Origin of the sequence: Streptomyces sp. NPDC006872 (assembly GCF_040635845.1) — a bacterium.
In the GTDB taxonomy this organism is placed as follows: domain Bacteria; phylum Actinomycetota; class Actinomycetes; order Streptomycetales; family Streptomycetaceae; genus Streptomyces.
In genome coordinates, this window is the sequence record NZ_JBEYIL010000018.1 from 148,699 (window position 1) to 171,910 (window position 23,212).

Below are 23,212 nucleotides of genomic sequence, written 5' to 3' on the forward strand. Positions count from 1 at the left end.
ATCCGAGCCGGATCAGCTCTTGGTGCGGAACTTGTGGATCGCGATCGGCGCCATCACCGCGGTGATCGCCACCGACCAGCCCAGCGTCACCCACAGATCGTGCGCGACCGGACCGCCCACCATCAGACCGCGCGCCGCGTCCGCGAGCGTGGACAGCGGGTTGTAGTCGGTGAAGGCCTGGAGCCAGCCCGGCATCGAGTTCGTCGGCGCGAAGATCGACGAGCCGAACTGGAGCGGGAACAGCACCAGGAAGCCCATCGCCTGCACGGACTGCGCGTTCTTCAGGACCACGCCCAGGGTGAGGAACACCCACATGATCGACGAGGCGAAGACCGTGGCCAGCCCCACGGCCGCGAACAGACCGGGCCAGTCGTTGATCTCGAACCCGACGAGCACGGCGACGATCATCAGCACGGTCGTCGCGAACAGCATCCGCACGATCTCGACCGAGATCTTCGCGAACAGCACCGAGCCACGCCCGATCGGCAGGGACCGGAAGCGGTCCATGACCCCGGAGTTGAAGTCCTGGCTGAAGCCGGTGCCGACGCCCTGGGACAGCGACATGCTCATCATCGCGATCATGCCCGGGATCACGTACTGCACATACCCGTCCTGTCCGCCGCCCAGGGCCTGCCCGATCGAGCCGCCGAAGACGTACACGAACAGCAGGGTGAAGACGATCGGCATGAGCAGTGCGTCGAACATCGACTCGGGGTCCTGCCGGATCCACAGCAGGTTGCGGCGGACCAGCGCGCCGGTGTGCCGGAGGTGGCTGCGCAACGGGATCCGCGCGTCGGTGAGCGTGCCGGCGTCGATCGTGCCGGTGTCCATCGTGGCCGCGCTCATACGGCGACCTCCTCGCGGGTGTCGGTGGGAAGGGCGTCCTGTGCGGCGTCGGCGCGGTGGCCGGTGAGGGACAGGAACACCTCGTCCAGGCTGGGCAGTTCGGTGGTGAGGGAGGTGAGGGTGATGCCGCGCGCGCTGACCGCGCCGATCACGGCGGTCAGCTGCTCGTCGCTGAGCACCGGCACCAGCACCGAGCCGCGCTCGGCGTCCACGACGGTGGCGGCGAGCCCGGTGATGCCGAGTTCGTCGAGCCAGCCCGCCAGCGGCCGCAGCTGCAGCGGGTCGGCGGGGCGTATGCGCAGCGCCCGGCCGCCGACCCGGGACTTCAGCTCGTCGATGCCGCCGTTCGCGATGACCTTGCCCCGGTCGACGACGGTCAGCTCATGGGCGAGCTGCTCGGCCTCCTCCATGTACTGGGTGGTCAGCAGCACGGTGACCCCCTCCCCGACCATCGTCTTGACCTCGCCCCACACCTCGTTGCGGGTACGGGGGTCCAGACCGGTGGTCGGCTCGTCCAGGAACAGCACGCGCGGCCGCCCGATCAGCGACGCGGCGAGGTCGAGCCGGCGGCGCATACCGCCGGAGTACGTCGAGGCCGGCCGCTTGGCCGCGTCGGTGAGCGAGAACCGCTCCAGCAGTTCGTCGGCCCGCGCCCGGGCCTCCTTGCGGGGCAGGTCGAGCAGCCGTCCGATCATGTACAGGTTCTCCCACCCGGGGAGCTTCTCGTCGACCGAGGCGTACTGCCCGGTGAGCCCGATCACCCGCCGCAGCTGCCGGGGCTGCCGGACGACGTCGAGGCCGACGACGGTCGCGTGCCCGCTGTCGGGAGCCAGCAGGGTGGACAGGATCCGCACGAGGGTGGTCTTCCCGGCGCCGTTGGGCCCGAGCACCCCCATCACGGTCCCCTCGCGTACATCCAGGTCGACGCCGTCCAGTGCCTTGGTCTCGCCGTAGTGCTTGACCAACCCCCGAACGGTCACAGCGCTTCCCGCGCCACTGGGGTTCATGTCGATTCGCGTCATGAGAAGAACGCTGACAGCCCCTGCCGACAAACGACCGACATCCCACCGACAGGGGTATGTCGGTAGGTCGGCAGCCCCCGGGAACGCGACCGCCCGCCGATGGGGGGAACATCGGCGGGCGGTTCGTGGTGCGGAGATGGCTCAGTGGGGGCTCAGTGGACGCTGTGCTCCTCCAGCGGGAACGTCCCGCCGACGACGTCCTCCGCGAACGCCTTGGCCGCGTCGCCCATGATCTCGCGCAGGTTCGCGTACTTCTTGACGAACTTCGGGACCCGCCCGCCGGTCAGCCCGAGCATGTCGGTCCACACCAGCACCTGCGCGTCCGTCTCCGGACCGGCGCCGATACCGACCGTCGGGATGGGCAGCATGCGTGTGACCTCGGCCGCCAGCTCCGCCGGAACCAGCTCGAGGACCACCGCGAACGCGCCCGCGTCCTGCACGGCCTTCGCGTCCCGCAGCAGCTGCTGGGCGGCCTCCTCGCCCCGGCCCTGTACGCGGTAGCCCATCGCGTTCACCGACTGCGGGGTCAGGCCGATGTGCGCCATGACCGGGATGCCGGACTCCACGAGGAGCTCGATCTGCCGGTGCGAGCGCTCGCCGCCCTCCAGCTTCACGGCCCCGACCCCGGCCTCCTTGACCAGCCGGGTGGCGCTGCGCAGCGCCTGCACGGGCCCTTCCTGGTACGACCCGAAGGGCAGGTCGCCGACGATCAGGGCACGGCTGGTGCCCCGGACGACGGCCGCCGCCAGCATGGTCATCTCGTCCAGGGTGACGGGCACGGTGCTCTCGTACCCCAGGTGGCAGTTGCCCGCGGAGTCGCCGACGAGCATCACGGGGATCCCGGACTCGTCGAAGACGGACGCGGTCATCGCGTCGTAGGCGGTGAGCATGGGCCACTTCTCGCCGCGTTCCTTGGCGAGGGCGATGTCGCGGACGGTGATACGGCGTGTGCCCTTGCCCCCGTACAGCGCGTTGCTGCCGTCGGTGGACTTCGTAGGGGCAGCCGGAAGCTGCGTCATTGCAACGGCTCCTTGTTGTCATCTCGAGGCGCCCTCACGGCGTCCCCGGACCACCCCCCATGGTGGCACTTCGTGCCAGGGAGGGCCAGAGCGCCCCCTGTGGGGAAAACCTCGTGGGTAAAAGCTCAGTAAGAGATTCAGATACGAGACGGTCTCGTATCGAAAAGGCTCTACCCTCGACCCCATGACTACTCCTGCCGTCCCCGCCCGTCCCCGGGTGCCGGAAGCCGTCCACCGGCGCCGCTGGGCGATACTCGGCGTGCTGATGTTGAGCCTGCTGATCGTGGTCCTGGACAACTCGATCCTGAACGTCGCGATCAAGACCATCTCCACCCCGGCCCCGGTCGGCCTCGGCGCGACGCAGAGCGAGCTGGAGTGGGCCATCAACTCCTACACGCTCGTCTTCGCGGGACTGCTGTTCACCGCGGGCCTGCTCGGCGACCGCCTCGGCCGCAAGAAGGTCCTGCTCGGCGGGCTCGCCGTGTTCGGCATCGGCTCCGCGCTGGCCGCCGAGTCCGGCTCGCCCGCGCAGCTCATCGTCTTCCGCGGGCTGATGGCCGTCGGCGCCGCGTTCGTGATGCCGGCCACTCTCGCCGTCCTGATGAACGTCTTCGAGCGCGACGAGCAGCCCAAGGCGATCGGGATCTGGGCCGGCGGCGTGGGTCTGGCCATCGCCATAGGGCCGATCACCGGCGGCCTCCTCCTCGACCACTTCTGGTGGGGCTCGGTCTTCCTGGTCAACGTGCCGATCGTGATCATCGCGTTCGCGCTGATGCTGTGGCTGGTCCCCGACTCCCGCGACCCCGACCCCGGGCGGATCGACCCGGTCGGCGTGGTCCTGTCCGTCGTCGGCCTCGTCCTGCTCGTCTACGGCATCATCAAGGGCGGCGAGCTGGCCGACTTCACCGACCCGACGGTGGTGGCGGCCATCGTGTCCGGCCTGGTCGTCCTCACCGCGTTCGTGGTGTTCGAGAAGCGCAGCGACCATCCGTCGATAGACGTCACCTACTTCAAGAACAAGGTGTTCTCGGCCGCCATGGCCGTCATCACCCTGGTGTTCTTCGCGCTGATGGGCGTGACGTTCTTCGCCGTCTTCTACACCCAGAGCGTGCGCGGCTACTCGCCGCTGCAGTCCGGTCTGCTGCTGCTTCCGCTGGCCGCCGCCCAGCTGATCTTCGCGCCGCGCGCCCGGCTCGTCGTCGACCGCTTCGGGGTACGGGCCACGACCACCGGGGCGATGCTCGTCCTCACCGCGACCCTGGTCGCGTTCGCCGCGCTGGACGCGGACACCCCGATCTGGCTCATGGAGATCGTCTTCTTCTTCATGGGCGCCGGCATGGCCCACGTCATGACGCCCACCAGCGTGGTCATCATGCAGTCCCTGCCCCGCGAGAAGGCCGGCTCCGCCTCCGCGCTCAGCAACACCTTCCGCCAGCTCGGCGGCGCGCTCGGCATCGCCGTCCTCGGCTCGGTGCTCTCCACGGCCTACCGCAACGGCATCGAAGGCAGCCTCGGCGGCCTGCCGGCCGGACTGCGGGACACGGCCGGCGAGTCCATCGAGGCGACGCTCGGGGTCGCCGCGAAGCTCGGCGACCGGGACCTCGTCGGCCCCGCCAACGACGCGTTCCTGCACGCCATGCACGTCACCGCGCTGTGCGGGGCCGGGGTGTCGCTGGCCGGCGCGGTCGTGGTGGCCCTGTTCCTGCCGCGCAGACCGAAGACGCCCAAGGAGGGCGCCCCGGAGGAGGAGTTGGTGGGAACGGAGTCGTAACCGCCGTCCTGACCCGCTGACCTAGGGTGGGGAAGTTCCCGGTACGACGGGTACGACGAAAGGATTGATGATCGTGAGCCTGGCCGGCAAGGGGATCGCCGTGGAGCAGCCCGCCCGGGGCCGGCCCCGCAGCGAGGCCGTGGAACGGGCCATCATCGAGGGCGCGATGAAACTCCTGGAGGACGGCGTCCCGCTCGCCGAGATCTCCATCGAGCGCATCGCCCGCACCGCAGGCGTCGGCAAGGCCACCATCTACCGCCGCTGGAGCGGCAAGGAGGAGCTCTTCGTCGACGTCCTGCGTGCCGCCGAACCCGAGGACCCCGAGCAGCTCCCGGGCACGTCCATGCGCGACGACCTCATCGTGCTGCTGGAATCGGTGCGGCAGCGGGGCCTGGCCAACCGGGACTCGGCCATCCTGCACAACGTCCACGCCCAGATGAAGAGCAGCCCGAAGATCTGGGCGGCGTACCACAACTCGGTCATAGCGCCCCGGCGCAGGATGGGCATCGAAGTCCTGCGCCGCGGCCAGCAGAACGGCGAACTCCGCGCCGACCTCGATGTGGAACTGGTGAACGACATAGTCGTCGGCCCCATGCTGGTCCGCGCCATCCTGCACCCGGACGCCGAACTCCCCGACGACCTCGCGGAACGCATAGTCGACACGCTGCTCGCCGGGCTACGTCCCGTCAGTTCGCCCGTCGCGTAGCCCGAATGTGCTCGTTTCGTCACAGACCGGTCCACGTGTCGCGGGCTCGCAACCCCTGAGCAGCACCCGTTCGTCCTCGTGCCCGTACGGTCGTCACGGGACGGCGAGAAGACAGCCGAACATCCCCTAGGGTCGTACTCGGGGGACGGACGGTGAGCACGGCAGGCAGTGAGGCGACGGTATGGCGCAGCAGGCGTACATGACGGAGACGGACGACAACGGAGGTTCGGGACCCGAGCCTCGGGGAGTTCGGCTTCGGCGCCTGATCGGACGTCTGATCGGCCGGCTGACCACAGGCTGGCGCGGTGATCCGCGCGTCTGGCGGCGCGGCCTGGTCGTCGCCGGCCTCGCGCTGGCGCTCGCCCTGGTGATGTCGGTGCACTCGCGCATCCCCAACCGGTACGGCAACCTCGGCAGCCTGACGGAGACGTTCCTGCCCTGGATCGGCGTCTTCGTCCCGGTGCTGCTGGTCCTCGCGCTGGTGCGCAAGTCGGCGACCGCGCTGATCGCCGTCGTCCTGACGGCCGGGGTCTGGCTGAACCTCTTCGGCGGGCTGCTCGGCGACAAGACCGGCAGCGGCGGCGATCTCACCGTCGCCACCCACAACGTCAACGCCGACAACCCCGACCCCGAGGGCACCGCCCGTGATGTGGCGGCGTCCGGCGCGGACGTCGTCGCCCTGGAGGAACTGACCACCTCGGCGGTGCCGGTGTACGAGAAGGCGCTGGCGGCGACGTACAAGTACCACTCGGTGCAGGGCACCGTCGGGCTGTGGAGCAAGTACCCGCTGAGCGCGGTGGCGGCCGTCGACATCAAGCTGGGCTGGACGCGCGCGATGCGAGCGACCGTGGCGACCCCCGAGGGCCAGGTCGCCGTCTACGTCGCCCATCTCCCCTCGGTGCGGGTGAAGCTGCAGGCCGGGTTCACCGCCCGGCAGCGCGACAAGAGCGCGGACGCGCTGGGCGAGGCGATCTCCCACGAGCCGCTGACCCGGGTGATCCTGCTCGGCGACCTCAACGGCACCATGAACGACCGCTCGCTGAACGCCGTGACCTCCCAGATGCGCTCCACACAGGGCGCGGCGGGCAGCGGCTTCGGCTTCAGCTGGCCCGCGTCGTTCCCGATGGCGCGGATCGACCAGATCATGGTGAAGGGCGTGGAGCCGGTCACCTCGTGGACCCTGCCGCAGACGGCCAGCGACCATCTGCCGGTGGCGGCGAGCGTGAAGGTCACCACGCAGGCCACCACGTCTTAATCGACGGTTCACCGCGTTGGAACGCCGGGGAATAACGCCCGGGAGAGACTTTGTTCCGTTCGTGAACATACAAAACGTATGATGAACGAGACTCCGCTCCCCCTCCTCCCCGGAAAGGCAAGTCCTCCATGCCCCTGGCCCTGCTCGCCCTGGCCGTGGGTGCCTTCGGCATCGGCACCACCGAGTTCGTGATGATGGGCCTGCTGCCCGACGTCGCGGCCGACCTGCACGTCTCGATCCCGACGGCGGGACACCTGGTCTCGGCGTACGCGCTGGGCGTGGTCATCGGCGCACCGCTGCTGGCCGCCGTGACGGCACGGATGCCGCGCAGAACCGTGCTGATGCTGTTGATGGCCCTGTTCATCGTCGGCAACGCCCTCTCCGCCTTCGCCCCCGGCTACGACTCGCTCCTGGCCGCCCGCTTCCTCAGCGGCCTCCCGCACGGCGCGTTCTTCGGCGTCGGCGCGGTGGTGGCCACGAGCCTGGTCGCGCCGGAGCGCAAGGCCCGCTCGGTGTCGCTGATGTTCCTCGGCCTGACCGTCGCCAACATCGCGGGCGTCCCGGCGGCCACGCTGATGGGCCAGAACCTGGGCTGGCGAGCCACCTTCCTCGGCGTGAGCGTGATCGGCCTCGCCGCGATCGCGTCGCTCGCGCTCCTCATCCCGCGGACCCTGCCGGGCGCGACGCCCGCCACCGGCCTGCGCGGCGAACTCGCGGCGCTGCGCTCGCTTCCGGTCTGGCTGGCACTGGGGACGACGGTCGCGGGCTTCGGCGCGCTCTTCTCGGCGTACAGCTACATCACGTCGATGCTGACGGACGCGGCGGGCTACGCCGACTCCAGCGTGACGCTGCTGCTGGCGCTGTTCGGCGTAGGGGCCACGATCGGCAACCTGCTGGGCGGCCGCCTCGCCGACCATGCGATGCGACGCACCCTGTTCGGCGGCCTGACCTCCCTGGCGGTGGTCCTGGCGCTCTTCCCGCTCCTGATGCGCACCCAGTGGAGCGGGGCCCTGGCGGTCGTCCTCCTCGGCATCGCGGCGTTCGTCGCGGGCACCCCGCTCAACCTGATGGTCATGGAGAAGGCGTCCACAGCCCCCTCCCTCGCCTCCTCCGCCAACCAGGCCGCCTTCAACCTCGCCAACGCCGGCGGCGCCTGGATCGGCGGCCTGGCCCTGGCAGCCGGCTTCGGCGTGACGTCCCCGGCGGTCGCGGGGGCGGGGCTCGCGGCGCTGGGCCTGGCGGTTGCGGGTGCCGCGTACGCGGTCGACCGGCGGAGGGCTCCGGAGGGCTTCGGCCGGGAACGCGTGGTGGCCGGCCACGTACCGCAGAAGGCGGAGAAGGCGGAGACGGCGGCGACGGCGGCGACGGCGGTGCGCCGCTGAGGCGGTCGCCGTCAGCCGGCGTCGGTGCCGTCAGCCTCTGTCGGTGCCGTCAGCCTCTGCCGGTAGCTGTCAGCCGGCGTCGGGCGCGTCGACGATGTCGCCGTTCTCGTCGAGCGTGTGGGTGGTCCAGTACAGGTCCCACTTGTCGTCGACCTGCTTCGGCACCTTGCCCTCCGGGTACCGCGTCGTACCCGCGGGCGGCTCCTCACCGTCCTTGACGCACGAGCCCCCGGTGCCGCCCACCGCCAGGACGGGATACTCGCCGTTCGAGCAGATGGCCTCCACGTAGGCGAAGGAACAGCCGGTGAGCGCCGCGACTGCGGCCACGCTCATGACGGCGGCAGCGGCGGCGAGCCGGATCCTGCCGGGCCGGGAGGCGGCGGTGGGGCGGTGGTTCCTGCGGTAGGCGGCCACGATGGTCTCCTGTAGTAGGTCGCTCGATGTCGCTCGACGTCGCTTGATGTGTCCCTACTCTCGCCGCGGACGACCGCCGATCCGTGAGTACGCGTACTCAGCCGCGCTTGCGCGCATGCTCAACTCGCCGTATTCCAGGTGGGCTTCACGCGCACCGCTGCCATGCGCCGGTGACGTGAGCGCAACTCGATGGCGTTCGGCGTGGAGATCAGGAAGGCTCGCGCGCATGGTCTCGGTATTGCAGAACGTAGCGATCGACTGTGCGGATGCCTATGAACTGGCTCGGTTCTGGAGCAGCGTGACAGGCCGTCCGCTGGATCCGGAGGCCGGACCGGGCGACCGGGAGACTCAGGTGCTGTCGGCGGAGGGCCCGGTGCTGTACTTCAACCAGGTGCCCGAGGCCAAGACGGTCAAGAACCGGATCCATCTGTGCCTGCGCCCTGAGACCTCGCGCGATCAGGAGGTGGACCGGCTGCTGGGCCTAGGCGCCGCCTTCGTCGCCGATCACCGGAACCTCGACGGTTCAGGCTGGGCAATCCTCGCCGACCCCGAAGGCAACGAATTCTGCGTGCTGCGCAGCGAGTCCGACCGCGCGGCCACCGACAGCGCCGAGCTTCCGGCGGTTCGCGAGCCGGTCGAGGCGAGCAGGGCGGAAGAGGTCGAGACCGTCTGCCGGGTCTGCGGCTACGACGGCGAGGTCTTCTGGGAGGGCGGCTGGCCGACGGGAGCCATCTGCCCCTGCTGCGGCAACGAGTCCGACGTCGGCGACGCCGGCGTCATGGGCCTGCGCAACTACCGTGGCTACTGGGTGGGACGCGGCGCCCCGTGGGACAGCCCCCGGGAGGAGCGCAAGCGGAGGCTCCAGGGCTGGAACCTGCAGCAGCAGCTGGCGAACATTCCACCCGAGTGGCGCTGACCAGCCCGGTCAGACCGGCAGACTCCAAGAGGGTCCAGAGGGGTCTTCGACCCAGACGCGCTGGGTGCCGTCGGTGTCCACGGTCAGGCCGAAGTCGGACTGCGGTGGCGACCCCGCGTCCTGCCAGGCGGTGAGGGCGTCCTCCACGGCATCCCACAGGCGGAGAGGGCCGTCCTGGTGCGCGTGCCAGCCGCCTCCGACGCGCTGCTCCGTCCAGGCCTGTGAGCCGGTGGCGACGTCCACGAGGATCACTCCGTCGCTCGTCGTCATGAGTTCGGCGGAGGGCGCGGCGAGCTGGGCGACGAACTGTCCTGTCCAGTCGTCCAGGAGGCCCGGGTCCAAGCGGGTGGGACGGGTCTGGCCCTGACGCTGGAAGTAGGTGGGGCGAGGCGGCCGTTCGTGAGGTCGGGCGAGCATGTAGCCGATCGGGTCCCCGGTGAACCGGCCCGTGGCGCTGCCGTCGTCGTGGACGGTGAGGCGGATGAGCCCGGAGGCGAGCATCCATCCGCTGACCGTCGTGGTGATGGTTCCGCCGGGACGGACCTGGTGGAGCCAGGCGGGAGGGATGTGCCGGACGGCGCAGGTGGCGACGATCGCGTCGTACTCGGCTGCCTCCTTGTGCCCTGCGAGGCCGTCTCCGGTGACCAGGGTCGGGGAGTGCCCGGCGGTGCGGATGCGGTCGGCGGCGACGGCGGCGAGCCGTGGGTCGTATTCGACGGAGTACACGTGGTCGTCGCCGAGGCGGTGACAGAGGACGGCGGTCGAGTAGCCGGTCCCGGTCCCGATCTCCAGCACGTTCGCGCCCTCGCGGATCGCCGCGAGTTCGAGCATGCGCACGACGAGGGACGGCAGGGTGCTGGACGAGGTGGGACGTCCGCTGAGGGGCCCAGGAGCATCGGCCGCTGCGACGCCGTCGACCTGGGTCACCCAGGTGGCGTCCTCGTAGACGAGGCGCAGCCACGCGTCTTCGCCGACCAAGTCCCGGTGCACGGGCTCCCATCGGCCGTTGGCCGCCCGGAACACACAGTCGCCGAGGAAGAGTTCGCGGGGCACGGCTTCGACCGCGGCCCGCCACGCGGGGTCGGTCGTATCGAGGACGGCGGCCAGGCCGCGGCGGAGTGCGACGGGATCGGCGGTCATACGGGGCCTCCAGGGTGTTGGAGTCGATCGGCGAGAGCGGCGGTGATCGGTGCGGTGATGTGGTTGGGGAACCAGGCCCACTGGCCGTTCGGATTGCACTCGTACCAGTACCAGGAGCCATCGGTTCCCAGGCCGAAATCGAAGGCTCCGAAGACGAGTCCGAAAGCATCGAGGTAGGCACGGACCCCTTCCGCGATCTCGGGCGGGACGGGGACGGGCGTATAGGTGAGGTCGTCGTAGTGGCGACGCCAGTCCACTCCGGGCGAGCCGTCGATGCGTACCGCGAAGAGGACCTCGCCGACGGCGGTCAGGCGGATGTCGGCGGTCTTGGTCACCCGCTGCTGGAAGAGATGGGCGGTGTGGCGCAGACGGCTGTCGATCAGGTCAGGAGGGACGTCGTCGATCCACACCGTGAGTGCGCGGCCGTCCGCACCGGTGTAGTCGGTCTCGCGGAGTGGCTTGTAGATCACCGGTCGGTGGTGGGCCGCGAAGGCGCGGGCCTGGCCGGGGTCGTTGGTGATCAGAGTCGGTGGCACGGAGAAGCCGCAGCGTGCGGCCGCCCTGAGCTGCGCCGGCTTGTACTCGGCATCCCGGTTGCGCCAGGGGTGATTCAGGTAGTGGGCTCCGGGAAGGTCGGCAAGTACGCCGCCGAGTCCGTATCGAGCCTCTTCCACAGCCCAGCGGGCGGTCTGCTCGGGCAGGGCGAGGTCGGCGGTGCAGGGGGTGGGCCGCCGCCAGTACACCGAGCGCACGTCGTCCAGGCAGAGGGTGCGGGTCTCGGTGACGAGGGTGCCGCCGGGCACGGTGCCGCCGAAGGCCGCGTTCATGGTGACCGTCCTGGGAAAGTCCCCGGGGTCCAGCCGTACCACTGGCACGCGGCGCCGATTCAGCTCCGTGATCACTTCGTCGGCCGTCGCATCGTCCAGGCGTGTGACGACCAGGACGGGAGGTCCGTCTCCGGCCATCAGTCGGAGTCTCCCTGCTGATCGCTGCCCTGGTCCGGGCTGCCGTCGAGGCTGGTCTTCGTCGTCGTCTCCTTCGAGGTCTCGGAGCGCTTGTGCCGGTCCAGTGCCGGCATGGGGACGCCGTCGGGGTCGATCCATGCGGTGGTCTGGGTCTCGGGGGCGAGTACGGCAAGGGCAGCCGGGATGACGACGGCAGGAGGGAAGGGCTTCATGCGTCCGATACCCCACGGTGTGAGCCGGTCGTTCGGCGGTGTGGTCTGCATGGGACTCCTTCGCGGGATACCGATGTGGACCCGCCCGCCGGGAGGGGGGTGTTTCCCGTAGCGGGGCGAGCAGGACCGTCGTGCCTGGATCGAAATCCAGGCACGACGGGAAACTGGGCGCGGCCCTGACCCGGAGCGGCCGCCGTGGGAGTGCGTCAGTACGGTGTCCGCGCCAGCACCAAGGCGAGGACCGGGGCGGTCACGGCCATCACATACACGAGAAGGCCGGTGGTCGTCCTCATGAGCGGTCTTCCGGCGGCGGCTGCCGATGGCACGAGCAACGGCAGCGGTGGACGAGCAGTACGTGTGTGGAGTGGGGCAGTGGTACGTCCTTGAGCTGGTGGCACCGGGTGTGTACGTCCTCGTAGCCAGGCTTGCGTGCCAGCGTGCACTCGACGGACCGAGCCTCGCTGTCGGTGACCGTCGTCACGGGCGACCGCCGCCGATCTTCTCGTGGTGGTCGCACAGGGCGTTGAGTACGCGGGCCAGGCGACGCGCGTGACCGATGTTCCCGCCGAGTCTCGGGTCCGGCTCGGCCCGGAGCTTCCCGCGTGCCTCCCCGACGCAGGCAAGTGCGCAGTAGCGGGGGACGCTCTCCTTGCCCAGTCTCCCGGCGGCCTGCTCCACCACGGGGATGAGCAACTCCAGGTGCCCGCACAGGGTCTGCGTCAGCGTGACCACCTCGTCGGCGGGCAGGGACAGCGCCTCCGGTGCGGCATCCGGGTTCAGCACGATCTCCACGGTTTCGCGCATCACCGCGATGTCCACCGACGGTGCCGTTCCGTCGACCTTGCGGGGCACGACGACTGTCGTGCGCGGTGGCGTGACCAAGCCCTCACCAGTGACCCTGTACACCCTGATCGTCATCTTGGCGTCCTGTGTGTCATCCACTGGAGGGGCGGTACCGTTCGTCATGTCGACGCTCCTTCGAAGCGTTGGCCGCTCCCCGGGGCCGTTCGCGCGGTCGCCGGGGTCTTCATGGCAGTTCCCGACGCTGATCACGCCGCCCCTCTGCGCTGGCATCCACAGGTACGGATGTGCCAGATCTGCGAGCAGCCGCGAACAACGACCTGTCCCGCCACGCGCAGGGGCCTGTTGACTGCTCCGCAGTCAAAGCAAGCCTCACCATGCAAACGGACGATGCTGACACCGACGTCTACGATCGTCGGCTTGAGTGGGAGTGTGTTTGGCATCCCCATTCCCATCTGCTGGTTCCTGTGCGTGCAACAGATGCTGGGGCGTGGACCAGGTCACAAGTACCCCGGTGAGGGGTACCTGGGGTAGCGGCTCAGATGGCGGTGCACCACTCGGCAAAGCTCGTCAGCGTCTCCGAGTCGGCCCGCTTCAGCCGCCGGAGGGTAGCCGCGTCCTCTCGGACCCAGGGATGCTCGCGGGTGTGCTGCGGGGCGATACGGCGGGCAACCTTGAGGGACTCGAAAGCGTGGTCCACCTGCCCGGACCACAGTTGGGCCCGGCCTAGTTCGATGTAGAAACCACTGCGCCGCTCAGCCGGAAGATCGACCGGAGGCTTCCATTCGCGAGCGAGGTCCAGAGCCCGGCCGACGTAGGCGTCCCCGAGGCTGACCGCGACAGACACCTCGTGAATGCGCACCGAGTCGGGGCCGAACGCAGTGCCGTAGTAGACGTCCTCGGTCAACTGGTCGGCAAGGGTGCGGGCTTCGTCGAGATGGGTCTGTGCATCCGTGGCGCTGCTCGCTCGGCCCGCGATGACTGCGGCCCTCATGTGGAGGCTGCCCCGCGTCGCGATCTGAGCCGGCTGCGTCGGGGCGGGGGCTGCGTCGAGAGCCTGCTCCAGGGCACGCAGGCCCGGGCTGTGGGCTCGTGCGGCGAAGAAGGTCTCTGTGCGCACGTAGGCGACGGAAGCGGTCAGGAGCGGATCACCGGCTTCGGGGACTGCCCACCTCATGAGATCGACCAAGCGCGCCGAGAGATCGCGAGCACCGAACTTGTAAGCGACTGCGTCCGCCGACCGGTAGGCGCTCACCAGAAGCCGGGCCAGCTCGGCCCGCTCGTGGGCAGAGGCTTGGTGGTAGGCACGGGCGAGTTCTGTAAGCAGATCCGGAAGCCGGCGGACGATACGCGTGTACTGGGCGGCCAGCCGCCACTGGGCCGCTTCCTCGACTGCTGCACGTAGTTCGTGCACGGGACGGACAGGGCCATCGTCAGGACAGTCGTACGTGGCCAGTGCGGCCGACATCCCGGGCAGCGCATCGCGCACCGTCGTATGGGCAGGTTCGCGATCAGAACGCAGACGGTGGGGATCCACACCGAGCGCACCCGCTACGGCTTCGAGAGTGGAGTCGCTGACTCCGCGCTCTCCGCGTTCGATCTTGCGGATGGTGCCCAATGACACACAGGCAGCGTCCGATAGCTGCTGCTGTGTCATCTTCGGACGCATGACGCTGCGGTAGTAGGCGATCCGACCACCTACCCCGCCATGGTTGCCTGCGGGCATGTGTGCTCCAATCGGCCGCCCTCCGAACCGTACCCGCACGGATACGCTGCGTGTGCACGAATGGTCCGTTCGGTCAGGTCTATTGGGATCGTTCGCCCCGTGAGCCGACCTTGGCAATCGCAACGAGTTCGGCGAGGCTGTCGATCCGCCAGTCCGCCACCGCTACAACCTCCGGATCATCGCCCCAGAGGTGCCCCCATGGCCCACGCCGAAGGTGTGCCACGCGCAGTCCCGCCGCCTTCGCCGGGAAGACGTCGTTGGCCGGGTGATCGCCCACATACAGAGTCCGGTCTGCCGGAGTGTTCGCGACCTCCAGCACCCGTTCGAAGAACTCCGGCTGAGGCTTGGCGACTCCCCACTCACCCGAGGTCACGATGACGTCCGCCGGAAGTTCCAGGTTCCGCAGCAACTCACCCGCGCGCGCGGTCTGGTTGCCTGCGACGACGACGCGCAGTCCAGCGGCGCGGAGTGCTGCGAGGGACGGCCGGACGTCGTCGTAGAGGTCGCTTTCCTCGAGACGCTCGCCGCGTCCGGCGGCTTCACGTGCGCGGTATTCGGCTCCTACATCGATTCCGGGCCGCGCAAGCCGCAGGGCATCGGCATTGTCCCGTCCCTCAGCGACAACTGCGCCCACTAGGGCGGAAAGGGTGTGGCGGGGGATGTTCAGCCAGTCGGCCCAGGAGCCCCAGTACCGATCGTCCCGTGTGATCGTCTCGCCGACGTCGAACACAATGGTTTCCATCACATCGGGAGCCTACGGTTTTGCGCCCTATCACGCTCTCGCCGGGAGCAGGCTCTGCGTGATGTGATCCCAGGCTATGACGACTCGTCCCGAGAGCATGCGCAATCACTGACCACGCAGGCCGACGACCTGACTTGGCCATACCCAAACTGCGCTCGGGCAGCTTCTTCCCGAGCCTGCTGGGGGTGCCGCCGCCGCATCGACCAAGCCCGTGGTGATCGCCACCGGCATCACCGAGGACGGCGGTCGAGAGGTGCTCGGCGTGATGGTCACTGCCGCGGATGCAGGCGACCGCAGCACCGCCCAGGTCCTGCTGCACCAAGTCGCCGACGCCCACCACCGCCCGGCCCTCATTTGGGCTGAGGGCGGCTACACCAGCAGCCTCATCGAGTACTGCCTGGCCGCGCTCGCGCTGGTCGTTTCGATCGTCAAACACAGCGACGACATGCGCGGCTTCGTGGAGGCAAGCGGGCACCTCCCCCGGCATCGGGGCTGTGTCATCGGTGCTCGATGCATGCCACGGTCGACCTGATCACGCTGATGACGCGTTCGACGCCTGCGGCATCCGGCGTGACCGCCCCCACTGAAAGACTCGTCAAACAGTTACCGTGACCCGCGCGAATGATCCGGATGCTTCCCATTCCCTTGATCCGGTGGCGAAGCCTCGCGTCGACCGTCTGGCGCTGCTTGGCGGTCACCAGTCCCCCCATCATGCTGCCCACGGCCACGGAGCACTCGATCTCCAGCAAGCCGCGCCCGAGAGCGTCGACACTGAGAAGCCGCACGGTGACATCCGAGTGGCCGGAAGAGCTCTGCAGCCGACACCCGTCCGGGGTCGCCGTGTATCGGTTCGACCCGGCGTACCCTCGGGCGATGCGGTGGTAGAGGATTTCCTCACCGCTGGTCCAGGTGGCGCTCGGCAGGCAGAGGAGTTCCGCGTGCTTCAGCACTGCGGTGAAGGCGGCGACGTCTCGGGGCCATCGTTCCTCAGGATCCTTGGCCGTTGCCCGCTGATAGAGCCGGGTGAGTTCCTCGGCAACGGGATTGTCGAACCACAACCTGGATTCCTGCCTGATGAGCACGGCGTTTCGCACGAAGACCTCTCCACTGGGCGGCTGGCCGGTGATGACGAAGAACATCAGCTGGGCCAGACTGAAGACATCGACCGTCTCGCTTCGGGCACGCTTTCCATTGGGCGTGTGGAGCTGCTCAGGAGCCGCATAACTGATCACGCCGCCGATAGCGCCATTACCCGTCACGGTCCGGTTCGTCTCGTGGTAGGCGAGGTCGAAATCGGTGAGGTATGGAACCTGTCGGCCTTCGGCGTCGTAGCCGACAATGATGTTGTCGGGCTTGATGTCCCGATGTCTCACTCCCTGGGAGTGGGCGTACCCGATCGTGTCACTGATGTCGATCAGGAGACGGAGAACCGCCTCGGGGTCACGCCGGTCGATGTGCGCGTGGCTGAGGTTGTCGCCGGGAATATAGTCCATCAGGAAGCCGAACGGTGCCATCAACATCTCACGCACTCGCACGATGCGGGGATGATCCAGCTTTTTCATGTTTTGGTAGCCGTTTGCAAAGCGGCGGACCTTCACATCCTCGTCCAGTTCGTTCCCGTGAAAGAGCTTCAGGGCGTACGCCTTGCCATCCTCGGCTTCTAACTCCCATACGCTGCCATACCCACCGTGCCCGATGCGGCGAACGATCCGCCCATACCGGGTGGACTCGCCAATGCTGACGTCGGCGATGTTCTTGCGGAAATCGCGGACTCGGATGCCCAGGGCCTCCCAGTCCGAGTTGCGCCTCAGGTCGGGGAGTGCCTTCTCCGTCTCTTCAAACCACAGGACCAGTGACTCCAGTTTGACGGAGCACCGTTGGGAGCCGTTGCGCAGGCGTACGACTCGCTCCGAGAGCTCTCCCAGCTGGAGGTAGTGGTAATCGTCCACCAGGTGGTGGGCCTTCGCCAGGGTTCTGGTGAGCTCACTCGTCGCGATGGGTGGCCCTTTGGGTGCGGGAAAGCCTGAGCCGAGCACCACCGTGCCGGCGACGTCTCCCTTGAAGACGGGCGTCTGGAGCTTCGGCGGGAGAGAGCCTGCCACGTAGTCAGCGACGGCCAACAGGGTGACGTCGCCGGCCCAGTTCACGGCGGCGCCGAGCAGGGCGTCCGTGACGGCATTGGTGAAAACTCCTCGCCTCTTTATCTCTTTCGCCGTCCCTTCGGGCCGGCACGCGGCCAGGATGCAACGGCTCTCGTTGACGGCCGGGATCGCACGTTCGACATCGCCTGCCCGCAGCGGCCTGCTGTTGGTCCAGGTGAAGGCCGATCCGGAGTGGCAGCAGTCGAGAATGCTGATCACATGCCGGAACTTTCCTCCCGCGGATTCCATGATCTGGGCCAACTGCCCAAGGGAGATCCCGGGATCGAATTCCTGCGCATCGTGTGTCACAAGATGGCCGCCTTGCCCGAGCACCACGCCGTGTCCGGCGAAGTAGAAGAGCAGGATGTCTCCCTCCGCACTTCCGTACGCCGGTTCGGAGAGGGCGCGCAGGATACTGGCACGGGTGGCCTGCGAATTGAGCAGCACGTCGCTGTCGAAGTCGTACTGGTCCAGGGATAGACAGGATGCAATGTCCTTGGCGTCGTTGACACACCCGGAAAGCGGTGCACCCACGTACGTATCGATTCCGACGATCACGGCCTTCTTCATTCGAATCCCCCATGCCGCTGTGAGAACTGAGCCGACAGCGGGGTCATCTTAGGCAGGAGAGGGACTGCTACGTGACGGTTTGTCAAAAAAGCAGGGGGCACCGCAAGCCGGACGATCGGCCGTCCAGTAGCCTTCGGAGGCGGTCATGCTCCGCAACTATCGGCCCGGGTTCCGGCATCGGCCGTGATCGGGGCGCAGGGACGGATGATCAGCCTCGAACGCTGCCATTACAACTCGCACGCACGGACCTGGCCGTCCCCGACCGCTACATCTGACCATCGGTGAGATCAAGGAACAGGACGTGTCCCGCCGACGCGGCGAAGCCAGCGCCGCTCAGAGGTGTATCCGAGCAGCGCCGACATGACCGCGAGCGTGATCAGCTCGGCGTCACCGGGCGTGTGCTTCCGACGGCAGGCCGCACGGCGCCAGCTACGGCGAAGCCTTCAACCCGTCAGTCACACATCGGCGTTGGACACCCTCGTCTCATGTCCGCAGGCGATCTCTTGGACTCGTTCAGGGATCTGGGGCGGTGCCCACCGCGGTGACTATGCGGCGCGGTCGCTTCGCAGGGCCTGGATGAGCCAGGGGTACACCGGGATCAGGTTCGGTACTACCTGCCAGCCGTTGACGATCCACACCAGCCGCCAGTACCGGTCCACCCTGCGATCGTGCGCCTCTTCGAACTGCTGCGCCATCCAGTCCCGGAATTCCGTGTCAGGGGTGCGCGCGAACACCTCGGCGAAGCGGCGCATGAGGTCGTCGATGACGGGTGCGCCCCTGTCGCTGAGCGGGTCGATGCCCGCCTTCCTGGCCTCGGCCACCTGCTGACGGGTGAACTCCATCAGTTCCTCGCCGGCATCGCGCTCGATGTCGAGCGGACGCCCGGCGGCCTGGCGTACGGCAGTCCGGCGCATCCGGGCACGGAAATTCTCGTCGCCGACCAGCTCGGCGAGTTCCACCCACGCGGCGACCTGCTCGCCGGTCGGATCGTCGGGGAGGTCGGGAGTGGCAGCGCGCACCATGGCCACTGCGGCCGGGTCGGCATCCACTGTGCCGAAGGTGCCGTCCATGAAATCGTCGATCAAACGTCGGCGTTCCTCGCCGGACAATTGCGTGAGCCTGTGCATGAGCTTGGTCTCCTCGGGACTGGATCCGCGGCTTGCCACGACTTGCAGAACGCTCCGACGCAGTAGCAGCATCCGGATCTGGACGTCCAGGGCGTCGGCGTGCGCCGCGGCGACCTCCGCCACTGAGAGCTCACGGTCCAGTACCCGTTGAATCGTGGGCAGATCCATGCCCAGCTCGCGCAGTGTGCGGACGAGTTCCAGACGAAGCAGTGCGTCGAGGTCATAGAGCCGATAACCGGCGGGACTACGGGTGGTCGGCGCCACCACCCCCGAATCGGAGTAGAACCGGATGGTCCTCACCGACAAGCCGGTCCGCCGGGAAAGCTCCCCGATCGAGCAGAGGGTCGTAACGTCCATGTCCCCCACTCTGCTGTCTCCACTCACTGGAGGCGCAAGGCCGTTCCCCGGCCGCTGAAGCATGCGTCGCGCGATCTCCGCTGACCGCCCGGATGAAACGGACCCGCCTTTCACGTGCTGGGCACCCCGCCCGGGGCGGGGCGGGGCACCTCTTGGCCCACCGAGTCCGGCCGGTGGGTGGGCCAAGAGGGCCGGTCAGACCGACTCGCGCCAGGCGTTGGTGATCGGGAGGCGGCGGTCCTTGCCGAAGCCCTTTGCGGAGATCTTCGTGCCCGGCGGGTACTGGCGGCGCTTGTACTCGGCCGTGTCGACCATGCGCAGGGTCTTGACGACCAGCTCACGGTCGTAGCCCGCCGCGACGATCGCGTCCGCGCCCTGGTCGCGGTCGACGTACAGGTCGAGGATGCCGTCCAGGACGGGGTAGTCCGGGAGCGAGTCCGTGTCGACCTGGCCGGGGCGCAGTTCGGCGCTCGGCGGCTTGGTGATCGAGTTCTCCGGGATCGGCGGGGTCTGGCCCCGTTCGGCAGCGGCCCGGTTGCGCCACTCCGCCAGCCGGAAGATCCACGTCTTGTAGACGTCCTTGATGGGGCCGTAGGCCCCTACCGAGTCGCCGTAGAGAGTGGAGTAGCCGACCGCCAGCTCCGACTTGTTGCCGGGAGCCAGGACGATGTGGCCCTCCTGGTTGGAGATCGCCATCAGCAACGTGCCGCGCAGGCGGGACTGGAGGTTTTCCTCCGCGAGGCCGGTCAGGCCGAGTGAGCCCATGTACGCGTCGAACATCGGCTCGATCGGCACCGTGCGGAAGTTCAGGCCGGTGCGGCGCGCCAGCTCCGCCGCGTCGCCCTTGGAGTGGTCCGAGGAGTACTTCGACGGCATCGACACGCCGTGCACGTTCTGCGCGCCGATCGCGTCGCACGCGAGCGCCGCGACGAGCGCCGAGTCGATACCGCCGGACAGGCCGATCAGGACCGACTTGAAGCCGTTCTTCGCGACATAGGCCCGCAGGCCCACGACCAGCGCCGAGTAGACCTCCTCGGCGTCGTCCAGCCGCTCCGCGTACCCGCCGCTCAGCTCGGGCTCGTAGGCCGGGACGGGCTCCTGCGACAGCACCACCCGGTCGATGCGCAGACCGTCGTCCACGACACCGGTCGGCGCGTTCGCCGAGGCCGCGGGCAGCTCGAGGTCCAGGATCACGCTGCCTTCGGAGAACTGGGGCGCACGGGCGATCACCTCGCCGTCCTTGTCGACGACGATCGAGTCGCCGTCGAACACCAGCTCGTCCTGGCCGCCGATCATCGCGAGGTAGGCGGTGGTGCAGCCGGCCTCCTGGGCCCGCTTGCGGACCAGCTCCAGCCGGGTGTCGTCCTTGTCGCGCTCGTAGGGGGAGGCGTTGATGGAGAGCAGCAGCCCGGCCTCGGCGGAGCGCGCCGCGGGCACCCGGCCGCCGTCCTGCCAGAGGTCCTCGCAGATCGCGAGAGCCACGTCGACGCCGTGCACGCGCAGCACCGGCATGGTGTCGCCGGGCACGAAGTAGCGGAACTCGTCGAAGACGCCGTAGTTCGGCAGGTGGTGCTTGGCGAAGGACAGGACCACCTCGCCGCCGTGCAGTACCGCCGCCGCGTTGCGCGGGGAGCCGGCCGGGCGGCCGAACCTGGGCCGGCCGCTCTCGGACCGGTCGAGGTAGCCGACGACCACGGGCAGCTCGCCGAAGCCCTCCTCGGCGAGGCGCGCGGCGAGCGTGGTCAGGGCCGCGCGGGAGGCGTCGACGAAGGAGGAGCGCAGGGCGAGGTCCTCGACGGGATACCCGGTCAGCGCCATCTCCGGGAACGCCACGAGATGCGCTCCCTGCTCGGCGGAGTGCCGGGTCCAGCGGAGGATCGTTTCGGTGTTGCCGACGAGGTCGCCGACACGCGAGTCGATCTGGTTCAGAGCGAGACGAAGTTGAGGCACGGGCTCAGTGTAATCGTCAGAGCGACGCGATGGGGTGGCGTGCGGTGTCGTCCACCTCACGCTCACCCCATCTGTCGGTAACCGTTTCTCAGCCGGTAACCGCGTTTCAGCGTTTCCCCAGCGTTTCCTCAGTGCTTGCGGTACGACTCGATGTAACCGTTTGCCGGCGTTCCCACGCCGGTGACGTCGTCGTAACCCTTTACCGCGGACAGCGAGCTGTCCTTGCCGAGGCTGCGGACGGAGGTCAGCAGACCGTCCGTCGCGTCGTACCCGTTGGTGAAGTCGACGCGGGCGACCGCGAGCCCGGAGCCCGTGGGGTTGTCCGTGACGTCGTGGTAGACCCGCGAGCCGAACTTCGAGTAGGCGGAGTAGATCGACGGGTTGGCGAAGCCGATCGCGCCGCCGCCGCGCGCCTCCTGGGCCAGCGCCTGCACGGCCGCGATGACCGGCGCGGCCAGCGAGGTGCCGCCGATGCGGTACTCGCTGTACTGCTGCGAGCCGTCCGGGAAGGTCTGGGTCTGACCGACCCGGAAGCCGGTGTTCGGGTCCGCGATCGCCGAGATGTCCGGGACGACGCGGTTGCCGGCCGCGCTGTTGGCCGTGGCCAGCGCGTTCGGGACGACGCCCTTCTGGTAGTACGGCTGCGCCACCGTCTTGCTGGTGCCGCCGCCCGCGCCGGAGGTGAACGCGCCCGGGAAGGCCGTCCAGCTCTTGCCGTCGGCCGACAGCGACGCCTTCTCGGTGCCCCAGCCGGTCTCCCACAGGTACTTGTCGCCCTTGCCGACCGCCAGCGAGGTGCCGCCGACCGCCGTCACCCACGCCGAGTTGGCCGGCGTGTCCACCTGCTTGACGCCGGTGTTCGCGACCTCGTCGCCGTTGTCGCCGGAGGAGAAGTAGAAACCGATTCCCTCGACCGCGCCGAACTGGAAGACCTGGTCGTAGGCGGCTGCGAGATCCGGCGTCTGGTTGGCCTCGATGTCGCCCCAGGAGTTGGAGACGATGTCGGCCAGATGGTTGTCGACGACCTTGCTGAGCGAGTCGAGAAGATCGTCGTCGTAGCAGGACGCCGCGCCCAGGTAGGTGACGTTCGCGTCCGGCGCGACCGCGTGCACGGCCTCGACGTCGAGGGTCTCCTCGCCGTACCAGCCTGCCGCCCCGCACTCCTCGGTCTTCGTGTAGTCCGAGGGCAGCACCTGGGTCAGCTGGCCGGTCTTCCAGCGCGCGTCGCCGTGCGCCTTCGCATAGGTGGCCGCGTCGAAGGCGATCGTCGGCGAGGCGTAGGCGTCGGTGATGGCGATGCGCACGCCCTTGCCGGTGTACTTCCCGGCCCCGTACGCGGCCCGCAGCTGCTTGCCGGTGTAGCCCTGGACCGCGTACGGGATCTTCTTGCCGTACGCGGACGGGAGGGTGCTCGCCGTGGTGGAGCCGTAGTACGAGGAGAACGGCCCCGCGTTCTTGAACACCGCGTCCGGCGGCGGGAGTTGGTCCTTGGAAGCGGCCTTGTGCGGCGCGTTGTCCAGGCCGGTGACGGTCAGCACCGCGCCGTCGAGACTCGCGGGGGCCGAGGCCGTCTGCGCGGGCGCTCGGTAGGTCTTCGTGCCCTTGGCGTAGTTGTGCAGCTGCGTGCCGAACGCCTTCTCGGCGGCGGCCACGTCACCGCTGACGGAGACGTAGTGCGCGGTCGTGCCGGTGACCTTCAGACCGGCTGCCGTCAGCCACGACCTGACCGCCGCGACCTGGGCCTCGGTCGCGCCGAAGCGGGTCTGCGCCTGCTTGGCGGAGAGGTACTTGCCGTAGGCGGCGGAGCTCGGGTCGGAGACCGACTTCGCGTACTGCGCGAGGCCGGCGGCGTCCCGTCCTGCGAGGTAGACCCGGGCGGTGACCTGGGCGTTGTCCGAGGTCGAGCCCTTGTCCGTCTTGGTCGTGGCCCACGCGGGCTTGGTCCCGGCCAGCGTGTCACGGGTGGGGCTCTCCGCGGCGTGCGCCGCGGGTATGCCGAGCGCCAGCGCGCCGGCGATCATGGGCAGTGTCGCTGCCATGCTCGCTCCGGCGCGCAGCGCGGCGCGGTTGGATCTCATAGGACCCCCTGTATGTGGCCTGTATGTGTTTCGAACGCGAGAAGATCACTCGACGTGCTGGCCACTCTTGCG

At 68.8% G+C, this 23,212-nt stretch carries 19 protein-coding genes and 1 pseudogene; 6 read left to right on the top strand and 14 right to left on the bottom strand.

What is annotated here, in order from left to right; translation table 11 throughout:
- Positions 1-12 precede the first annotated feature (12 nt).
- The 3 genes from ABZ725_RS40120 to panB form a co-directional block, all read right to left on the bottom strand.
- The gene (locus ABZ725_RS40120) at positions 13-846 is read right to left on the bottom strand and encodes an ABC transporter permease (RefSeq protein WP_358807315.1); all 834 of its coding nucleotides are present in this window, start codon (positions 844-846) and stop codon (positions 13-15) included.
- The gene (locus tag ABZ725_RS40125; protein ID WP_358807316.1) at positions 843-1,868 is read right to left on the bottom strand and encodes an ATP-binding cassette domain-containing protein; all 1,026 of its coding nucleotides are present in this window, start codon (positions 1,866-1,868) and stop codon (positions 843-845) included. Before ABZ725_RS40125 ends, ABZ725_RS40120 begins: the two co-directional genes overlap by 4 nt.
- A 152-nt stretch (positions 1,869-2,020) precedes the next feature.
- Positions 2,021-2,887, bottom strand: a complete 867-nt coding sequence (panB, locus tag ABZ725_RS40130; protein WP_358807317.1) for a 3-methyl-2-oxobutanoate hydroxymethyltransferase — start codon at positions 2,885-2,887, stop codon at positions 2,021-2,023.
- A 184-nt stretch (positions 2,888-3,071) separates the two neighbouring features.
- Between panB and ABZ725_RS40135 the strand changes: the two genes are divergently transcribed.
- The 4 genes from ABZ725_RS40135 (at position 3,072) to ABZ725_RS40150 (ending at position 8,001) form a co-directional block, all read left to right on the top strand.
- Positions 3,072-4,658, top strand: a complete 1,587-nt coding sequence (locus ABZ725_RS40135; RefSeq protein ID WP_351916642.1) for an MFS transporter — start codon at positions 3,072-3,074, stop codon at positions 4,656-4,658.
- Positions 4,659-4,725: 67 nt separating this feature from the next.
- Positions 4,726-5,364 (top strand): TetR/AcrR family transcriptional regulator, encoded by a 639-nt coding sequence (locus ABZ725_RS40140; RefSeq protein WP_358807318.1) that lies wholly within the window; start codon positions 4,726-4,728, stop codon positions 5,362-5,364.
- Positions 5,365-5,545: 181 nt separating this feature from the next.
- Entirely contained in the window at positions 5,546-6,619 is a 1,074-nt protein-coding gene (locus ABZ725_RS40145) for an endonuclease/exonuclease/phosphatase family protein (protein WP_358807319.1), read from the top strand.
- Positions 6,620-6,747: 128 nt separating this feature from the next.
- Positions 6,748-8,001: an MFS transporter gene (locus ABZ725_RS40150; protein WP_358807320.1), complete on the top strand. Its 1,254-nt coding sequence runs from the start codon at positions 6,748-6,750 to the stop codon at positions 7,999-8,001.
- Positions 8,002-8,070: 69 nt separating this feature from the next.
- Here the strand turns inward: ABZ725_RS40150 and ABZ725_RS40155 are convergent, their stop codons facing one another.
- Positions 8,071-8,334: a hypothetical protein gene (locus ABZ725_RS40155; RefSeq protein ID WP_351916702.1), complete on the bottom strand. Its 264-nt coding sequence runs from the start codon at positions 8,332-8,334 to the stop codon at positions 8,071-8,073.
- A gap of 307 nt (positions 8,335-8,641) precedes the next feature.
- On the opposite strand from ABZ725_RS40155, the pseudogene ABZ725_RS40160 reads away from it, so the two are divergent.
- Positions 8,642-9,022: pseudogene (locus tag ABZ725_RS40160) on the top strand (VOC family protein); the annotation flags it as partial.
- A gap of 318 nt (positions 9,023-9,340) precedes the next feature.
- Here the strand turns inward: ABZ725_RS40160 and tgmC are convergent.
- The 6 genes from tgmC to ABZ725_RS40190 all read right to left on the bottom strand — a co-directional run bounded on the left by tgmC (position 9,341) and on the right by ABZ725_RS40190 (position 14,917).
- Entirely contained in the window at positions 9,341-10,471 is a 1,131-nt protein-coding gene (gene tgmC, locus ABZ725_RS40165) for an ATP-grasp peptide maturase system methyltransferase (protein WP_358807321.1), read from the bottom strand.
- On the bottom strand, positions 10,468-11,436 hold the full coding sequence (tgmB, locus tag ABZ725_RS40170) for an ATP-grasp ribosomal peptide maturase (protein ID WP_358807322.1): 969 nt from the start codon (positions 11,434-11,436) through the stop codon (positions 10,468-10,470). Before tgmB ends, tgmC begins: the two co-directional genes overlap by 4 nt.
- The gene (gene tgmA, locus ABZ725_RS40175) at positions 11,436-11,699 is read right to left on the bottom strand and encodes a putative ATP-grasp-modified RiPP (protein WP_358807323.1); all 264 of its coding nucleotides are present in this window, start codon (positions 11,697-11,699) and stop codon (positions 11,436-11,438) included. The genes tgmB and tgmA overlap by 1 nt, the downstream gene beginning before the upstream one ends.
- Before the next feature lie 426 nt (positions 11,700-12,125).
- Positions 12,126-12,614 carry a DUF6415 family natural product biosynthesis protein gene (locus tag ABZ725_RS40180; RefSeq protein ID WP_358807324.1) on the bottom strand — a complete coding sequence of 163 codons (489 nt, stop codon included), beginning with the start codon at positions 12,612-12,614 and terminating at the stop codon, positions 12,126-12,128.
- A gap of 373 nt (positions 12,615-12,987) precedes the next feature.
- A complete protein-coding gene (locus tag ABZ725_RS40185) occupies positions 12,988-14,175 on the bottom strand; it encodes a helix-turn-helix transcriptional regulator (protein WP_358807325.1) in 1,188 nt (395 codons plus the stop codon).
- Between the two features lie 79 nt (positions 14,176-14,254).
- The gene (locus ABZ725_RS40190; RefSeq protein ID WP_358807383.1) at positions 14,255-14,917 is read right to left on the bottom strand and encodes an HAD family hydrolase; all 663 of its coding nucleotides are present in this window, start codon (positions 14,915-14,917) and stop codon (positions 14,255-14,257) included.
- Positions 14,918-15,128: 211 nt separating this feature from the next.
- Here ABZ725_RS40190 and ABZ725_RS40195 point away from each other — a divergent pair, with 211 nt between their 5' ends.
- Positions 15,129-15,449 carry a hypothetical protein gene (locus ABZ725_RS40195; protein ID WP_358807326.1) on the top strand — a complete coding sequence of 107 codons (321 nt, stop codon included), beginning with the start codon at positions 15,129-15,131 and terminating at the stop codon, positions 15,447-15,449.
- On the opposite strand, the gene ABZ725_RS40200 is transcribed toward ABZ725_RS40195, so the two are convergent.
- The 4 genes from ABZ725_RS40200 to ABZ725_RS40215 all read right to left on the bottom strand — a co-directional run bounded on the left by ABZ725_RS40200 (position 15,415) and on the right by ABZ725_RS40215 (position 23,140).
- The gene (locus ABZ725_RS40200) at positions 15,415-17,628 is read right to left on the bottom strand and encodes a protein kinase (protein ID WP_358807327.1); all 2,214 of its coding nucleotides are present in this window, start codon (positions 17,626-17,628) and stop codon (positions 15,415-15,417) included. The two genes, ABZ725_RS40195 and ABZ725_RS40200, sit on opposite strands and share 35 nt — an antisense overlap.
- A gap of 545 nt (positions 17,629-18,173) precedes the next feature.
- Positions 18,174-19,112, bottom strand: a complete 939-nt coding sequence (locus ABZ725_RS40205) for a MerR family transcriptional regulator (RefSeq protein WP_358807328.1) — start codon at positions 19,110-19,112, stop codon at positions 18,174-18,176.
- A 195-nt stretch (positions 19,113-19,307) separates the two neighbouring features.
- Complete coding sequence (locus ABZ725_RS40210; protein WP_358807329.1) at positions 19,308-21,062, bottom strand: NAD+ synthase; 1,755 nt, start codon at positions 21,060-21,062, stop codon at positions 19,308-19,310.
- A 128-nt stretch (positions 21,063-21,190) separates the two neighbouring features.
- Positions 21,191-23,140 (bottom strand): S53 family peptidase, encoded by a 1,950-nt coding sequence (locus ABZ725_RS40215; protein ID WP_358807330.1) that lies wholly within the window; start codon positions 23,138-23,140, stop codon positions 21,191-21,193.
- Between the last annotated feature and the right edge of the window lie 72 nt (positions 23,141-23,212).

What these genes read in the sequence shown, in the direction of transcription:
- ABZ725_RS40120 (WP_358807315.1), bottom strand. Translation starts at nt 846, where the DNA reads ATGAGCGCGGCCACGATGGACACCGGCACGATCGACGCCGGCACGCTC.
- ABZ725_RS40125 (WP_358807316.1), bottom strand. Translation starts at nt 1,868, where the DNA reads ATGACGCGAATCGACATGAACCCCAGTGGCGCGGGAAGCGCTGTGACC.
- panB (WP_358807317.1), bottom strand. Translation starts at nt 2,887, where the DNA reads ATGACGCAGCTTCCGGCTGCCCCTACGAAGTCCACCGACGGCAGCAAC.
- ABZ725_RS40135 (WP_351916642.1), top strand. Translation starts at nt 3,072, where the DNA reads ATGACTACTCCTGCCGTCCCCGCCCGTCCCCGGGTGCCGGAAGCCGTC.
- ABZ725_RS40140 (WP_358807318.1), top strand. Translation starts at nt 4,726, where the DNA reads ATGATCGTGAGCCTGGCCGGCAAGGGGATCGCCGTGGAGCAGCCCGCC.
- ABZ725_RS40145 (WP_358807319.1), top strand. Translation starts at nt 5,546, where the DNA reads ATGGCGCAGCAGGCGTACATGACGGAGACGGACGACAACGGAGGTTCG.
- ABZ725_RS40150 (WP_358807320.1), top strand. Translation starts at nt 6,748, where the DNA reads ATGCCCCTGGCCCTGCTCGCCCTGGCCGTGGGTGCCTTCGGCATCGGC.
- ABZ725_RS40155 (WP_351916702.1), bottom strand. Translation starts at nt 8,334, where the DNA reads ATGAGCGTGGCCGCAGTCGCGGCGCTCACCGGCTGTTCCTTCGCCTAC.
- tgmC (WP_358807321.1), bottom strand. Translation starts at nt 10,471, where the DNA reads ATGACCGCCGATCCCGTCGCACTCCGCCGCGGCCTGGCCGCCGTCCTC.
- tgmB (WP_358807322.1), bottom strand. Translation starts at nt 11,436, where the DNA reads ATGGCCGGAGACGGACCTCCCGTCCTGGTCGTCACACGCCTGGACGAT.
- tgmA (WP_358807323.1), bottom strand. Translation starts at nt 11,699, where the DNA reads ATGCAGACCACACCGCCGAACGACCGGCTCACACCGTGGGGTATCGGA.
- ABZ725_RS40180 (WP_358807324.1), bottom strand. Translation starts at nt 12,614, where the DNA reads ATGACGAACGGTACCGCCCCTCCAGTGGATGACACACAGGACGCCAAG.
- ABZ725_RS40185 (WP_358807325.1), bottom strand. Translation starts at nt 14,175, where the DNA reads ATGCCCGCAGGCAACCATGGCGGGGTAGGTGGTCGGATCGCCTACTAC.
- ABZ725_RS40190 (WP_358807383.1), bottom strand. Translation starts at nt 14,917, where the DNA reads ATGGAAACCATTGTGTTCGACGTCGGCGAGACGATCACACGGGACGAT.
- ABZ725_RS40200 (WP_358807327.1), bottom strand. Translation starts at nt 17,628, where the DNA reads ATGAAGAAGGCCGTGATCGTCGGAATCGATACGTACGTGGGTGCACCG.
- ABZ725_RS40205 (WP_358807328.1), bottom strand. Translation starts at nt 19,112, where the DNA reads ATGGACGTTACGACCCTCTGCTCGATCGGGGAGCTTTCCCGGCGGACC.
- ABZ725_RS40215 (WP_358807330.1), bottom strand. Translation starts at nt 23,140, where the DNA reads ATGAGATCCAACCGCGCCGCGCTGCGCGCCGGAGCGAGCATGGCAGCG.